This window comes from Paracoccus cavernae, assembly GCF_042430175.1.
Taxonomy (GTDB): domain Bacteria; phylum Pseudomonadota; class Alphaproteobacteria; order Rhodobacterales; family Rhodobacteraceae; genus Paracoccus; species Paracoccus cavernae.
The window spans coordinates 345,337-359,347 of the sequence record NZ_JBHMDZ010000049.1 but is presented as its reverse complement, the minus strand read 5'-3'; the positions used below and the strand labels follow the sequence as shown (position 1 = coordinate 359,347).

Sequence of the window (14,011 nt, the reverse complement as noted above, 5' to 3'; positions counted from 1 at the left end):
ACGCAGAAGGCGCCGGATCACATCCTGATCCGGCGCCTTTCCGTTTTGCCCTGATGCGTTGGGCCCGTCGGGCCTCAATCGGCTTCGATCTGAAGGGGGGCCTCGCCCTTTTCTTCCATGTAGAGCCGCCAGACGGCCAGAAAGAGAGCCGCGACCAGCGGGCCGATGACGAAGCCGTTGACGCCGAGCAGGGAAAGCCCGCCAAGCGTCGAAACCAGCACGATATAGTCGGGCATATTGGTCTGCCCGCCGACAAGGCGCGGGCGCAGAAGGTTGTCGACAAGGGAGATGACGCCGAAGCCCACCACCATCAGGATCACGCCGCTGGCGATGCTGCCGGTCGCCAGCAGATAGACGGCGATCGGAAACCAGATCAGCCCCGCCCCGATCGCGGGGATAAGCGACAGGACCGCCATGACGACGCCCCAAAGCACCGCGCCTCCGATCCCGAGAAACCACAATGTCACCCCCCCGATCGCGCCCTGCACCGCCGCGATGATGAAGTTTCCCTTCACCGTCGCCGTCAGGACCGAGTCGACAGTCTGCATCAGAACCTCGGTCTGGTGCAGGCTGAGCGGGCTCGCCTTGCGGATCGTCGCGGCCAGTCCGCGCCCGTCCTTGAACAGGAAGAACAGCAGGTAAAGCGCCACACCGAATGCCACGGTGAAACTCAGCGCGCCCTGCCCCAACGAGTAAAAGCCCTTGGCGACATATTGCAGGATGCTTTGCAGGAATTCGCTGAATTTCTGCGCCAGCTCGGCCGCGCTCGGCAGATTGAGACGGTCGAGGAAAGAGATCACGCTTGCAGGCAGGTGATTGCGCAGCCCGTCGAGCGTTCCCGCCACATCAAGCGGCGCGCTGGTGAGCGCCTGATAGGCCCGCGCCGCCTCGGCCGCGATCATGGCGACAAGGATGAGGAAGGGGATGACCACCAAAAGAATGCAGGTCATCACCGTGCAGATCGAGGCCAGTGCAGAACGCCCGCCGCACCAGCCGAGCAAGCGCCGATAGAGCGGCTGGAACAGCAGCGCCAGAATGAGCGCCCAGAAAACCGCGCCGTAATAGGGCCGGATCACCAGCAGAAAACAGATGCTGATGATGACCATCGTCGCGACGAAAGCCGTGGAAAGCCGTTTGTCCGTCATAATGTCCCCGATTTCCCCGGCTTCTTGGCCTGTCCATAGGGAAAGCCGTGGCACGGCTCTCGGGTTCCGCGCAAGCGCGAAAAGCCGGAGCCTCCGCGTCTTGCATGTTTTGCGCAAACCTTGCGGCGCGCCTTAGCGGACCGCCTTGATCCCTTCCAGAACCAGCGTCGTCGCGACATCGGCGTAATCGTCGCGCGAAATGCGCCCGCCGTCGCGAAACCACATATAGACCCAGTTCAGCATGCCGAACAGCGACATGGTGACAGGCATCAACAGCGGACGCTCGGGATTGGCCAGCTCGGGGTTGATCTGGTTGAGAACGCTGGAGAAACGCTTGACGATGCCACGCTCCATCGCGGTGATCTCGGCCTTTTGCTCGTCCGAGAGCGCCGAGGTCGCATTGAGCTGGACCTTGTGCTGGTCGTCGGCGCCGCGATAGCTTTCAAGCACGGTGCCCACCAGTTTGCGCAAGCGCTGCTGGGGCGGCAGATCGGGCTCGTCGGCCTCTTCGATCGCGGCATCCAGCTCCTCGAGATGGGTCATGATGATCGCAAAGATCAAAGCATCCTTGCTGGGATAATAGTGGTAAAGAAGCGCTTTCGAGACCTTCGCGTGCGCCGCAATCTGCGACATCGAGGCCTTTTCCATTCCCTGTTCGGCAAAAACCGCCGCGGCATCATCGAGAATGCCGCGTTGTTTTTCCTCAAAATCGGCTGCTCTTGTCCGAGCCATTATTCGTCACTTTCATGCTTGGAGCGGTCGGCCCGACAGCAGGCGAAAAACTCACCCCTAGCTGTAAGCCATTGACGAGGGGGAGTTCCACCCTTGCGTGAAACCCCGCCCCGCCCTGGGCACGACCGTCAGGCCGGGTTCATTCCTTGGGACGGTTGTCGACCACGCGTTTGGCCTTGCCCTCGGAGCGTTGCAGCGAATGGGGATCGCAGACCTGAATCACGGTCGAGACCCCGACCACCGCCTTGATGCGATGCGACAGATCCTTGGCGGAACGCAGGCGCGCATCGCTGTCGGTGCCGTCTTCGGAGCATTCAACATGGACGACCATGCTGTCCATCCGGCCCGAGCGCGTCAGCTCGATATGGAAATGCGGCGCGAGCTGCGCGCATTTGAGGATCTGCTCCTCGATCTGGGTCGGGAAGACATTGACGCCGCGCAGGATGATCATGTCGTCGCTGCGGCCGGTGATCTTCTCGATCCGGCGCATCGAACGTGCGGTGCCGGGCAAAAGCCGCGTCAGATCGCGCGTGCGGTAGCGCACCATCGGCAGACCTTCCTTGGTCAGCGTGGTGATGACCAATTCGCCCATCTGGCCGTCGGGCAGCGGCTCGCCGGTGACCGGATCGATGATCTCGGGATAGAAGTGGTCCTCCCAGAAATGCAGCCCGTCCTTGGTCTCGACGCATTCCATCGCGACGCCCGGCCCCATGATCTCCGACAGGCCGTAGATGTCGACGGCATGCATGTCGAAGGCTTCCTCGATTTCCTCGCGCATGGCATTGGTCCAGGGCTCGGCCCCGAAAATGCCGACCTGCAACGAGGATTTGCGCGGATCGAGGCCCTGACGGCGGAATTCGTCGAGGATCGACAGCATGTAGGACGGCGTCACCATGATGATGCGCGGCTTGAAGTCGTTGATCAGCGTCACCTGACGCTCGGTGCCGCCGCCCGAGATCGGAACCACGGTGCAGCCCAACTTTTCGGCGCCGTAATGCGCGCCCAAACCGCCGGTGAAAAGGCCGTAGCCGTAGGCGTTGTGCAAGATGTCGCCGGCACGCCCGCCGCCCGCGCGGATCGAGCGCGCGATCAGATTGGCCCAGGTGTCGATGTCGTTCTTGGTATAGCCGACCACGGTGGGCTTGCCGGTCGTGCCCGACGAGCCGTGGATGCGCGACAGCTGGTTCTGCGGAACCGCAAACATCCCGAACGGATAGGTGTCGCGCAGGTCCTGCTTATAGGTGAAGGGGAACTTCGCGATGTCTTTCAGAGACTTCAGCTCTTCGGGATGCACATCCGCCTCGATGAAGCGTTTGCGGAAGAAGGGCGAATTCTCATAGGCATGTTTGAGCGAGCGCTTCATGCGGTGGAATTGCAGCGCCTCGATCTCGTCGCGCGACGCCGTTTCGATCGGGTCGAGATCTTTCGGATTCGGAGTGAGGTCTTCCATAATGTTCCTCCCTAAGACGGAATAGCTCAGGCGAGATCGGGCAGATGCTGCCCTTTCACCGAGCGCGAATGGCCACGAAATTCGGCGACATGGTCGCCATGCTGGTTGGTGATGCGCACATCATAAATCCCCGAGCGCCCGCGCAGGGAAATCTCGCGCGCGGCGGCCGTCAGGCGGTCGCCGATCCGGACGGGGTTGATGTAGGTGATCGAATTGGTCTGGGCGACAACCATCGTGTTGCGGCTGTTGCAGGCAAAGGCAAAGGCGCTATCGGCGAGGGTAAAGATATAGCCGCCGTGGCAATTGCCGTGGCCGTTCGACATGTCCTTGGTGACATCCATCGACAAGGTGGCCTCGCCGGGCGCGACATGCTCGAGCGCCATGCCGAGGCGCTGGCTCGCGCTGTCGTCGTTCCACATGGACTGCGCGCAGGCTTCGGCGATTTCCTGATCGGTCATCGTCATCGGATTTACTCCCCCTTGAAGGCGGGTTTGCGCTTTTCGAGGAAGGCGGTGACGCCTTCTGCGTAATCCTCGCTGCGGCCTGCGATCTGCTGGCAATCGCGCTCGTGATCAAGCTGTTCGTCAAGGCTGTTGCTGGCCGCCGCCTGAATGAGGCGTTTCGTCAGGCCAAGCCCGAGGGTCGGACCCGCGGCAAGGCCGGCGGCCAGAACCTCGGCTTCGGCCATCAGGGCCTCGTCCTCGACGGCTTTCCAGATCAGCCCCCAATCGGCGGCCTTTTCGGCCATCAGCGGCTCGGCGGTCAGCGCCAGCGCTTTCGCGCGCGGCTCGCCCAGAATGCGCGCCAGCGACCATGTGCCGCCCGCGTCCGGAACCAGACCGATCTTGGCGAAAGCCTGAATGAATTTCGCGGATTTCGCGGCCAGAACGATATCGCAGGCAAAGGCGATATTCGCGCCAGCGCCGGCAGCAACCCCGTTCACCGCGCAGACGACCGGCTTTTCGAGGCTGCGAATCAGGCGCAAAGTCGGGTTGTAGAATGTCTCGAGCGTCTGGCCGAGATCGGGCTTCGGCCCGCCCTTGCGCGGATCGCGATCGCCCAGATCCTGCCCCGCACAAAAGCCGCGCCCTGCCCCCGTCAACAAAACGGCGCGCACCGCATGATCGTGATGGGCGCGCTCGATCTGCGCGCGCAGCGCCAGATGCATTTCCTCGTTGAACGAATTCAGCTTGTCGGGGCGGTTCAGCGTCAGGCGCAACACACCCCCGTCCAGCGCCACGAGGACGGTGTCGGATTGGCTCATGGTGATGTCTCCCAATCCCCGCATATCGGCGGGGCCTCCAGATTCTTGTTGCATAGACCGACCGGACGGTCAATGATTAAGCGTGATCTGGGAGGAGACCACCATGACGCGATTTTTCGACCTTCACCGGCCGATGCTGGAGACTGCCATCAAGGCGGTCGAGAGCCGTGGCTTCTGGTCGCCCTTCCCCGAAATTCCCAGCGGCAAGATCTATGGCGAGAGCGCCAAATCCGATGCCGAGGCCGCTTTTGCCGCGCTGCAGGGCGAGGCCTTTGCCCTGCCCGACCACCCCGAGAATGCGCGAATCGGAGCGGAGATCTCGCCTTGGGGCCCTGCCCTCGCGATCAGCTATCCGGCGGCGCCGGTCGATGATCTGGTCGCCGCGAGCCTTGCCGCTTCCAGCGCTTGGGCCGAAGCCGCGATCGAGACGCGCGTGGGCATCTGCCTTGAAATCCTTGCGCGGCTGAACCGCCAAAGCTTCCTGATGGCCCACGCGACGATGCACACGACCGGCCAAGCCTTCGCGATGGCCTTTCAGGCGGGCGGGCCCCATGCGCAGGACCGTGCGCTTGAAGCCGTGGCCTTGGCCTATGCGGAGATGACGCGCTTTGCGCCGCGTGCCGACTGGATAAAGCCGCAGGGCAAGGCCGCCCCGCTGGAGATCGAGAAGCACTGGACGATCCTGCCGCGCGGGATTTCTCTGGCGATCGGCTGCAATACCTTCCCGACGTGGAACTCCTATTCGGGGATCTTCGCAAGCCTTGCCACGGGAAATACCGTCATCGTCAAACCCCATCCCGCCGCGATCCTGCCGCTGGCGCTGACCGTGCGCGTCGCGCGCGAAGTTCTGGCCGAAGCGGGTCTGCCCGCCGATGTGATCTTGCTGGCCGCCGATCGCGCGGATGCGCCCTTGGCCAAGGATCTGGTCACCCGTCCCGAAGTCGCGCTGATCGACTATACCGGCTCGAACGCTTTCGGCGATTGGGTGCGCGCCAATGCGGGGCGGGCAGCGGTCTTCACCGAAGAGGCGGGCATCAATACCGTAACCCTCGCCGCGACCGAAGATTTCAACGCGGTCTGCGCCAATCTCGCCTTCTCGCTGGCGCTGTACTCGGGCCAGATGTGCACCGCGCCGCAAAACATCTATATCCCTGCCGAGGGGATCGAGACCGATCAGGGGCACAAGAGCTTCGACGAGGTCGCGGCAGGAATCCGTGCCGCCATCGAGGCGCTTCTCGCCGATCCGGCGCAGGCCTCGGGGATCTGCGGCACCATCGCCAACCCCGCGACGCTTCAGCGCGTGGCCGAGGCCCGCGGCTTGGGCAAAATCATCCGCGACAGCGCCCCGCTGGCATCGGGCCGCAGCGCAACACCGCTTTTGCTGGCCGTGAACGAGGACGACCGCGCCACCTATGAGCAGGAACGCTTCGGCCCGATCGCTTTCCTGATCCGCATGCGCGACGCGGATACGGCCATCACCAAGGCTGCGGATCTTGCCCGCAGCAAAGGCGCGATCACCGCCGCGCTTTACGACACGGACGAGGCCCGCATCAGCCGCGCCATCCGCGCTTTCGCGGGCGCGGGCGTCAATCTTTCGATCAACCTGACCGGCAATATCTTCGTCAATCAATCCGCGGCCTTCAGCGATTTTCACGTCACCGGCGCCAATCCGGCCGGAAACGCCAGCCTGACCGACACCGCTTTCGTCGCCAACCGTTTCCATCGCGTGATGTGGCGGCGACCGATCTCCGACCGGACCGCAGCGTCCGGCGCGAACTGACTTTCTTAGGGAGGAAGACCATGAAATCCACGACCAGCATGATTGCCACGCTTGTGGCCCTTGGCCTTGCAGGCACCGCCGCCCAGGCCGAAATCAGGATCGGCGCATCGGTCTCGGCGACCGGCCCCGCATCCTTCCTCGGCGACCCCGAGGCGAAAACGCTCGAAATGTTGGTCGAGGAGACCAATGCCAAGGGCGGGATCAACGGCGAACCGGTCAAGCTCGTGCTTTACGACGACGGCTCGGACCCCAACAAGGCCCGCACCTTCGCGACCCGCCTGATCGAGGATGACGAAGTCGTCGCGATCATCGGGGGTTCCACCACCGGCACCTCGATGTCGATCGCCTCGGTCGCCGAAGACAACGAAGTCCCCTTCATCTCGCTGGCCGGCGCGATCGAGATCATCCAGCCGGTGCGCCCCTTCACCTTCAAAACGCCCCATACCGACCGTATGGCCTGCGAAAAGATCTTCGAGGATATGAAGGCGCAAGGTATCACCAAGATCGGCCTGATCTCGGGAACCGACGGCTTCGGCGCTTCGATGCAGGCGCAGTGCAAGGATGTGATCGGCAATTACGGAATCGAGATCGTCGCGGATGAAACCTACGGCCCGCAAGACGCCGACATGACGCCGCAGCTGACCAATATCAAAGGCAAGGAAGGTATTCAGGCCGTCCTCAACCCCGGCTTCGGTCAGGGCCCCGCGATCGTGACGCGCAACTACAAGCAGCTCGCCGTCGGCCTGCCGCTTTACCAGTCGCATGGCGTGGCTTCGGACGGCTTCATCGAGCTTGCCGGCGCGGATGCGGCCGAAGGCGTGCGCATTCCGGGCACGGCGCTGCTCGTGGCCGATCTTCTGCCCGACACCGACCCGCAAAAGCCGGTCGTCGAGGCCTACAAGACCGCGTTCGAGGCCCGCACCAAAACGCCGGTCGGCACCTTCGGCGGCTATGCCCATGACGCTTTCAACATCCTGAGCGATTCGATCACCCGCGCGGGCGACACCGATCCGGTGGCGATCCGCGACGCGATCGAGGCGACCTCGGGCCTCGTCGGCACCACCGGCATCGTCACCATGACCCCCGAAGACCACCTCGGTCTCGATCTGAGCGCCTTCAAGATGCTCGAGATCTCGGGCGGCAAATGGAAGCTGATCGACTGATCTGAACCGGCTTGGCCGAAGGCGCGGGAGGGGAGAGAAATCCCTGCCCGCGCCAAAGCCGCCACGACCCTCGAAGGGCCCCCGCCATGTCGGAACTCATGCAATTTCTTTTGTCCGGAGTGACGGTCGGCGCGGTTTACGCGCTCGTCGCCTTGGGCTTCACGATCATCTACAACGCCTCGGATGTGGTGAATTTCGCGCAAGGCGAATTCGTCATGCTGGGCGGGATGATCACCGTTTTCGCCCATCAGGCGGGGCTGCCCCTGCCCTTGGCGGCGCTGATCGCGATCGCGGTGACCTCGGCTGTGGGGGTCGCGCTGAACAAGCTCGCGATCGAGCCCGCGCGCGGCGCGCCGGTCGTGTCGCTGATCATCATCACCATCGGGGCCTCGATCCTGATCCGCGGCGTGACGCAACTGGTCTTCGACAAACAGCTCCACCGCTTTCCGGCATTCTCGGGCGATGATCCGATCCATATTCTGGGCGCGACCATCCTGCCGCAAAGCCTTTGGGTCATCGCGGGGGCTTTCGCGGTTTTCTTCGGGCTTTGGGTGTTTTTCACCAAAACCCTGACGGGCAAGGCGCTTCTGGCGACCTCGAACAACCGTCTTGCCGCCCAGCTTGTCGGCATCAACACCAATTTCATCATGACGCTGTCCTTCGCGCTTTCGGCGGGGATCGGGGCTTTGGCGGGCGTGCTGGTCACGCCGATCACGCTGGTCTCTTATGACGTCGGCATCGCGCTGGCGCTCAAGGGCTTTGCCGCGGCCATGCTGGGCGGAATGGGCAATCCCAAAGGCGCGCTTGTGGGCGGGCTGGCGCTTGGCGTGATCGAGGCAATGACGGCGGGCTATCTGAGCTCGCAATACAAAGACGCGGCGGCCTTCGTCGTGATCCTCGCGGTGCTGTTCTTCATGCCGCAGGGCCTTTTCGGCAAAAAATCGACCGAGCGGGTGTGATCATGATGAAGCTGACCTCGAAACAGGCAACCCTGTTGGTGCTGGCCGCGCTGATCGCGATCTCGCCGTTCTTCTTTCCCTCGGGCTATTACTTCCGCATCGGCGCGCTGATCTTCGTCAACGGCATCGCGGTGACAGGGATCGTGATCCTGACGGGCTATGCCGGCCAGATCAGCCTCGGCCATGCCGGATTTGCGGGGATCGGGGCCTATGCCTGCGCCTTGGCCCCGATCTATCTGGGGCTGCACCCCGGCCTTGCGATCGTGCTGGGCGCGGCGATTTCAGCGGCGCTGGCCTATCTCGTCGGCCGTCCGATCCTGCAATTGCGCGGCTATTATCTTGGCGTGGCCAGCCTCGGCATGGGCATCCTGATCTTCATGGTGCTGAGCAACGAGCGCCAGATCACCAAAGGCCCCGACGGGATCGATGTCCCCGAGCTGGGCCTGCGCGCCTTGCTGAAGGATTGGGGCCTGAACCTCACGAACGGCGAGTTCTGGTATGCTTTCACCGGCCTTTGCCTGCTGATCGGCGCATGGATCGCGCTCAACCTCTACAACAGCCCCTCGGGGCGGGCCCTGCGCGCGCTGCACGGCTCCGAGATCGCGGCCCGCACCGTCGGCGTCGATGTCGCGAAATACAAGCTGCAGGCCTTCGTCATCTCGGCGGTCTATGCCTCGGTCTCGGGCTCGCTGCTGGCGCTGCAAAACAAATTCGTCAGCCCCGATGTCGCGGGCTACATGCATTCGATCGAGATGGTCACGATGGCGGTTCTCGGCGGCGCGGGCTCGGTGCTGGGCGCGATCTTCGGCGCGGGGATCCTGACGCTTTTGCCGCAGGCGCTGACGGTTTTCGCCGAATATGAGCAGCTCATGCTGGGTCTGGTCATGATCCTTGTGATGATCTTCATGCCGCAGGGGCTTTTGCCGTCGATCCTGCGCAAATTCCGGGGGAAAGACGAATGAGCCTTCTGGAAATCAAGGGCCTCGGCATCACCTTCGGCGGCCTCAAAGCCGTGCAGGATGTCGGCTTCAAGGTCGAACCGGGCGAGATCGTCTCGGTGATCGGGCCCAACGGCGCGGGCAAGACCACGCTTTTCAACATGATCTCGGGCGTCTACCAGCCCGGCTCGGGTCAGGTCCTGCTCAAGGGCGAGGATGTGACCGGCATGGCTCCGAACCATCTGGCGGAACGCGGCATGTCGCGCACCTTCCAGAACCTCCAGATCTTCCAGAACATGACGGTGCTGGAAAACGCGATCGCGGGCTATCACCTGCGCGAGCGCGGTCCGGTTCTGGCCGATCTGCTCAACCTGCCCTCGTCGCGCCGCCGCGCCAAAGCGGCAGCCGAGGGCGCGCGTGCCCTGCTGGCGCGCGTAGGGCTGGACCGCGCCGCCGAACGCGAGGCGGGCAATCTGTCCTATGGCGCGCTCAAACGGCTGGAGATCGCCCGCGCTCTGGCGCTTGATCCTGCGGTTTTGCTGCTCGATGAACCCGCCGCCGGCTGCAATGCCGTCGAGACCGAAGAAATCGACCACCTCATCGCCGAAGTCGCGGCCTCGGGCGTGGCGATCCTGCTGGTCGAACACGACATGAAAATGGTCATGCGGATCTCGAACCATATCGTCGTGCTTGATCACGGCGAAAAGATTGCCGAGGGCGATCCCGCCACGGTCAGCCGCAATCCGGCGGTCATTGCCGCCTATCTTGGTACCGAAGCGGAGGTCGCCCATGCTGACGGTTGAGGGGCTGCGCTCGCGCTACGGGCGCATCGAAGTGCTGCACGGGATCGACCTTCGCGTCGACAGCGGCGAAATCGTCACCGTGGTCGGGGCAAACGGCGCGGGCAAGACCACGCTTTTGCGCTGCCTGTCGGGCGTGCAGCCGGTCTCGGGCGGGACGATCACCTTTCGCGGCGAGGCGCTGACGCCGGTTCCGGCCTTCAAGCGCCTCAAACGCGGTCTCGCGCAATCGCCTGAGGGGCGGCAGATCTTCACCAATCTCTCGGTCGAGGAAAACCTGCGTCTGGGCGCCTTCCTTTTCACCGACGACCGCGTCGAGAAGGATATGGAGGACGCTTTCCAGATGTTCCCGATCCTGCGCGAAAAGCGCAATCTCGCGGCGGGTGGTCTGTCGGGCGGCCAGCAGCAGATGCTCGCCATGGCGCGGGCGCTGATGGGCCGGCCAAGCTGCCTTTTGCTCGACGAGCCCTCGATGGGGCTGGCGCCGATCATCGTCCAGCAGATTTTCGATGTGGTCAAAGGGCTGAAAGCGCTCAATGTCACCGTGCTTCTGGTCGAGCAAAACGCCTTTGGCGCCCTGAAAATCGCCGATCGCGGCTATGTCATGGAGACCGGCCGCATCAGTATGGAAGGCCCTGCCGAGGCGCTGATCGCGGATCCGCGCATCCGCGAAGCCTATCTCGGGATCTGACAAGTCAGGAGTAAAGACATGTCCACCGTCACCATCGCCCGCGCGGGCAATATCGCCATCGTCACCGTGGATAATCCGCCCGTGAACGCTTTGTCGCAAGCCGTGCGGCAGGGGTTGTGGGATGCGGTCGCCACGCTTGACGCCGAGGCGGAGGTGACGGCGGTCGTGCTGCATTGCGCGGGCCGGACCTTCATCGCGGGTGCCGATGTGCGCGAATTCGGCAAAGTGCCGGAGCCGCCGCATCTGCCCGATCTCGTCGCCCGTATCGAAGGCGCGGCGAAACCGTGGGTCGCGGCCATCCACGGCGCGGCGCTGGGTGGCGGGCTTGAAGTCGCGCTCGGCTGCCGTTTCCGCGTCGCGGGCACCGGCGCAAGCCTCGGCCTGCCCGAAGTCAATCTCGGGATCATTCCGGGGGCAAGCGGCACGGTGCGCACCCCGCGCCTGACCGGCCTGCCCGCCGCTGTGGCGCTGGTGACATCGGGCAAGCCGGTGCGTGCCGAAAAGGCCCTGACGCTTGGCCTGATCGACGCGGTGATCGAGGGCGATCTGCTGGAGGGCGCGATCGCCTTTGCCGAAAAGGCATTGGCAAAGCCCCTGCCCCAACCCGTTTCCGCCCGCGTGATCACGCCCGAAGACGATGCTTTCTGGGACGGGCAGCGCGTGGCGGTCACCAAGGCGGCCAAGGGCAACAATGCCCCGCTGCGCGCGCTGGACTCGCTCCGCTTTGCATCCGAGAACGACTTTGCAACGGCCATGGCATTCGAGCGCGAAACCTTCCTCGCGCTGCGCGGCTCGGATCAGGCGGCGGCTTTGCGGGCAGTATTCTTTGCCGAACGCGCCGCGACCCGTCCCGCACATCTGGGGGATGCCAAACCCGTCGCCATCCGCTCGGCCGCGGTGATCGGCGGCGGCACGATGGGCGCAGGCATTGCCGCGGCTTTGCGCGATGCGGGCCTGCCGGTTGTGCTGATCGAGCGTGACGAGACGGCCCTTGCGCGCGGCATCGCCAATCTGCGCGCGATCTTCGAGGGCGGCGTCAAACGCGGCAAGCTGACCCAAGCGCAGGCCGAGGCGCGTCTGGCGGGCGTCACCCCCTCGACCGATTATGCAGCGCTTGCCGATACCGATCTGGTGATCGAGGCGGTCTTCGAGGAAATCGGCGTCAAACGCGCGGTTTTCGAGCAGCTCGCGCAGGCATGCCGTGCCGATGCCGTTCTGGCGACGAATACCTCGTATCTTGATCCGCGCGAGATCGCCGAAGGTCTGCCCCATCCCGAACGCTTCATCGGGCTGCATTTCTTCAGCCCCGCCAATGTCATGAAATTGCTTGAAATCGTGCCGGTCCCCGAGACCGGACCCGAGGTGCTGGCCACGGCTTTCGCGCTGGCCAAACAGCTTGGCAAAATTCCGGTTCAGGCGGGGATCTGCGAAGGCTTCATCGGCAACCGCATCCTCAAACGCTACCGTGCCGCGGCAGAGGCTTTGGTGCGTCAGGGCGTGACAATTGCCGATATCGACGCGGCAATGCGCGGCTACGGCCTCGCGATGGGGCCCTTCGAGGCGCAGGATATGGGCGGGCTCGACATCGCCTATCTCCAGCGCGAAGGCGCGCGGGCGCTTGGGCAAGATGTGCCGGAAACGCTTGGCGACGTCTTGGTCACGGCGGGCCGCAAGGGGCAGAAGACCGGCGGCGGCTGGTATGATTATGTCGCAGGCGACCGCAAACCCAAACCCTCGCCTGCCGTGACCGCGCTTCTGGGCGAGCGGATCGCCAGTCCCGCCACCATGAGCGCACAGGAGATCGCAACCGCGCTGGTCGGCGAAATGGCGGCCGAAGGCGATGCCATTCTGGCCGAGGGGATCGCGCATCAGGCCTCGGATATCGATCTGGTCGAGATCCACGGTTACGGCTTCCCGCGCTGGCGCGGCGGACCGATGCATGCCCGCGACCGTGCGGCAGGCAAGGTCTGACCGACGGGTTCAAACGGCAAAGGGGCGGCAGAAGGTTCTGCCGCCCCTCTTCATTTCCGCGCCGGCCTCAGACCGAGAATTGATAGGTCGCGGGCATGAAACGGTAGCTGCCCTCGCCCGTATCCGCGATGAAACCCACGGCGGGGAAAGGCATGTGATAGCCGAAAAAGGGGATGCGGTCGGCGGCAAGACGCGCCAGAACGGCTTTGCGCGTCACGATCGCCGCATCCTTGTCGTTGTCGTAAAGCACTTTCCATTCGGGGCGCGAGACCGAGAAAGCGTAATGATTGAAACTGTCTCCGGTCAGCAGGAGGCGCTGGTCGCCGGCGCTCAGAAGATAGGTCGTATGGCCCGGCGTATGGCCGTAAGCAGCCTCGGCGGTGATGCCGGGCAGGATCTCGTCGCCGGCATTGATCTGCCGCGCCTTGTCGATCAGCGGCGCGACCTTGGCCTTGTAGGCCGCGCTGTCCTGCGTCGACCAGAAGTCGTTTTCGAGCTTCGGCACCACCAGTTCGGCATTGGGGAAAGTCGGCCCCTCGCCGTAAAGCCCGCCGATATGGTCGGGATGCATATGGGTCAGAACGACATGGGTGATCTGGTCGGGCGTCACCCCCGCCAGTGCCAGCGCGGCGATGGTACCCGCCGGCTCCATCCCCGAATCAAAGAGCGCAAGACCGCCCTCGAACCGCACGAGAACCGGTGTGAAGGAGCCGAAGGTCTTGTCGGCGGGGATGAAGTTCTCGGCAGCGACGCGGGCGAAGTCTTCGGGATCGACATCCAGCCCGAAAATCGCAATCGGATTGTCCGAGACACCGCCCCCCGCCGGAAGCGGCGTGATCGCGAAAGACCCGAGGGAGATCGTCAAAAGCGGCAGACCGGCCTGCGCGAGCGCGGTGGGCGCATGGGCATCGCCATCTGCGCCCGCGCCGTCCTGCGCCATCACGGAAACGGGCCAAGCGAGGCTCAGAGGCAGGCCCGCGCCCAGCATCAGCGCGCTGCGGCGGCTCGGGCGGAAGGCGGTGCCTTGATCGGGCCTGTCGGTCGCGGCCGCGCTCCGGCGCCGGCTGTCGGTGGTCTTGTCGCTCATGAGGCACCTCATTGGATCAATATGCCCGCAG

Annotated in this window: 13 protein-coding genes; 7 read left to right on the top strand and 6 right to left on the bottom strand. The window is 64.0% G+C overall.

What is annotated here, in order from left to right:
- Positions 1-74: 74 nt before the first annotated feature.
- The 5 genes from ACFFUC_RS19540 to paaG form a co-directional block, all read right to left on the bottom strand.
- Positions 75-1,145 carry an AI-2E family transporter gene (locus tag ACFFUC_RS19540; RefSeq protein ID WP_377688599.1) on the bottom strand — a complete coding sequence of 357 codons (1,071 nt, stop codon included), beginning with the start codon at positions 1,143-1,145 and terminating at the stop codon, positions 75-77.
- A 132-nt stretch (positions 1,146-1,277) separates the two neighbouring features.
- Entirely contained in the window at positions 1,278-1,877 is a 600-nt protein-coding gene (locus ACFFUC_RS19535; RefSeq protein ID WP_377688598.1) for a TetR/AcrR family transcriptional regulator, read from the bottom strand.
- A gap of 139 nt (positions 1,878-2,016) precedes the next feature.
- Positions 2,017-3,327 carry a phenylacetate--CoA ligase PaaK gene (paaK, locus tag ACFFUC_RS19530; RefSeq protein WP_377688597.1) on the bottom strand — a complete coding sequence of 437 codons (1,311 nt, stop codon included), beginning with the start codon at positions 3,325-3,327 and terminating at the stop codon, positions 2,017-2,019.
- 26 nt (positions 3,328-3,353) lie between these two features.
- Positions 3,354-3,785, bottom strand: coding sequence for a hydroxyphenylacetyl-CoA thioesterase PaaI (gene paaI / locus ACFFUC_RS19525; protein WP_377688692.1), 432 nt, complete (start codon positions 3,783-3,785; stop codon positions 3,354-3,356).
- Positions 3,786-3,796: 11 nt separating this feature from the next.
- Positions 3,797-4,591 carry a 2-(1,2-epoxy-1,2-dihydrophenyl)acetyl-CoA isomerase PaaG gene (gene paaG, locus ACFFUC_RS19520; protein WP_377688596.1) on the bottom strand — a complete coding sequence of 265 codons (795 nt, stop codon included), beginning with the start codon at positions 4,589-4,591 and terminating at the stop codon, positions 3,797-3,799.
- 103 nt (positions 4,592-4,694) lie between these two features.
- Between paaG and paaN the strand changes: the two genes are divergently transcribed.
- From paaN to ACFFUC_RS19485, 7 genes are all read left to right on the top strand, one after another.
- Positions 4,695-6,371: a phenylacetic acid degradation protein PaaN gene (gene paaN / locus ACFFUC_RS19515; RefSeq protein WP_377688595.1), complete on the top strand. Its 1,677-nt coding sequence runs from the start codon at positions 4,695-4,697 to the stop codon at positions 6,369-6,371.
- A gap of 20 nt (positions 6,372-6,391) precedes the next feature.
- Positions 6,392-7,534: an ABC transporter substrate-binding protein gene (locus ACFFUC_RS19510; protein WP_377688594.1), complete on the top strand. Its 1,143-nt coding sequence runs from the start codon at positions 6,392-6,394 to the stop codon at positions 7,532-7,534.
- Between the two features lie 86 nt (positions 7,535-7,620).
- Complete coding sequence (locus ACFFUC_RS19505; protein ID WP_377688593.1) at positions 7,621-8,493, top strand: branched-chain amino acid ABC transporter permease; 873 nt, start codon at positions 7,621-7,623, stop codon at positions 8,491-8,493.
- A 2-nt stretch (positions 8,494-8,495) separates the two neighbouring features.
- Positions 8,496-9,455, top strand: coding sequence for a branched-chain amino acid ABC transporter permease (locus ACFFUC_RS19500; protein WP_377688592.1), 960 nt, complete (start codon positions 8,496-8,498; stop codon positions 9,453-9,455).
- Complete coding sequence (locus ACFFUC_RS19495; protein ID WP_377688591.1) at positions 9,452-10,234, top strand: ABC transporter ATP-binding protein; 783 nt, start codon at positions 9,452-9,454, stop codon at positions 10,232-10,234. The genes ACFFUC_RS19500 and ACFFUC_RS19495 overlap by 4 nt, the downstream gene beginning before the upstream one ends.
- Positions 10,221-10,922 (top strand): ABC transporter ATP-binding protein, encoded by a 702-nt coding sequence (locus tag ACFFUC_RS19490; protein WP_377688590.1) that lies wholly within the window; start codon positions 10,221-10,223, stop codon positions 10,920-10,922. The genes ACFFUC_RS19495 and ACFFUC_RS19490 overlap by 14 nt, the downstream gene beginning before the upstream one ends.
- A gap of 18 nt (positions 10,923-10,940) precedes the next feature.
- Positions 10,941-12,893 carry a 3-hydroxyacyl-CoA dehydrogenase NAD-binding domain-containing protein gene (locus tag ACFFUC_RS19485; RefSeq protein ID WP_377688589.1) on the top strand — a complete coding sequence of 651 codons (1,953 nt, stop codon included), beginning with the start codon at positions 10,941-10,943 and terminating at the stop codon, positions 12,891-12,893.
- A gap of 67 nt (positions 12,894-12,960) precedes the next feature.
- Here the strand turns inward: ACFFUC_RS19485 and ACFFUC_RS19480 are convergent, their stop codons facing one another.
- Complete coding sequence (locus ACFFUC_RS19480; protein ID WP_377688588.1) at positions 12,961-13,980, bottom strand: MBL fold metallo-hydrolase; 1,020 nt, start codon at positions 13,978-13,980, stop codon at positions 12,961-12,963.
- Between the last annotated feature and the right edge of the window lie 31 nt (positions 13,981-14,011).

Coding starts and splice junctions, on each gene's coding strand:
- ACFFUC_RS19540 (WP_377688599.1), bottom strand. CDS start 1,145: ATGACGGACAAACGGCTTTCCACGGCTTTCGTCGCGACGATGGTCATC.
- ACFFUC_RS19480 (WP_377688588.1), bottom strand. CDS start 13,980: ATGAGCGACAAGACCACCGACAGCCGGCGCCGGAGCGCGGCCGCGACC.
- ACFFUC_RS19485 (WP_377688589.1), top strand. CDS start 10,941: ATGTCCACCGTCACCATCGCCCGCGCGGGCAATATCGCCATCGTCACC.
- ACFFUC_RS19490 (WP_377688590.1), top strand. CDS start 10,221: ATGCTGACGGTTGAGGGGCTGCGCTCGCGCTACGGGCGCATCGAAGTG.
- ACFFUC_RS19510 (WP_377688594.1), top strand. CDS start 6,392: ATGAAATCCACGACCAGCATGATTGCCACGCTTGTGGCCCTTGGCCTT.
- ACFFUC_RS19505 (WP_377688593.1), top strand. CDS start 7,621: ATGTCGGAACTCATGCAATTTCTTTTGTCCGGAGTGACGGTCGGCGCG.
- ACFFUC_RS19500 (WP_377688592.1), top strand. CDS start 8,496: ATGATGAAGCTGACCTCGAAACAGGCAACCCTGTTGGTGCTGGCCGCG.
- paaN (WP_377688595.1), top strand. CDS start 4,695: ATGACGCGATTTTTCGACCTTCACCGGCCGATGCTGGAGACTGCCATC.
- ACFFUC_RS19495 (WP_377688591.1), top strand. CDS start 9,452: ATGAGCCTTCTGGAAATCAAGGGCCTCGGCATCACCTTCGGCGGCCTC.
- paaK (WP_377688597.1), bottom strand. CDS start 3,327: ATGGAAGACCTCACTCCGAATCCGAAAGATCTCGACCCGATCGAAACG.
- paaI (WP_377688692.1), bottom strand. CDS start 3,785: ATGACCGATCAGGAAATCGCCGAAGCCTGCGCGCAGTCCATGTGGAAC.
- paaG (WP_377688596.1), bottom strand. CDS start 4,591: ATGAGCCAATCCGACACCGTCCTCGTGGCGCTGGACGGGGGTGTGTTG.
- ACFFUC_RS19535 (WP_377688598.1), bottom strand. CDS start 1,877: ATGGCTCGGACAAGAGCAGCCGATTTTGAGGAAAAACAACGCGGCATT.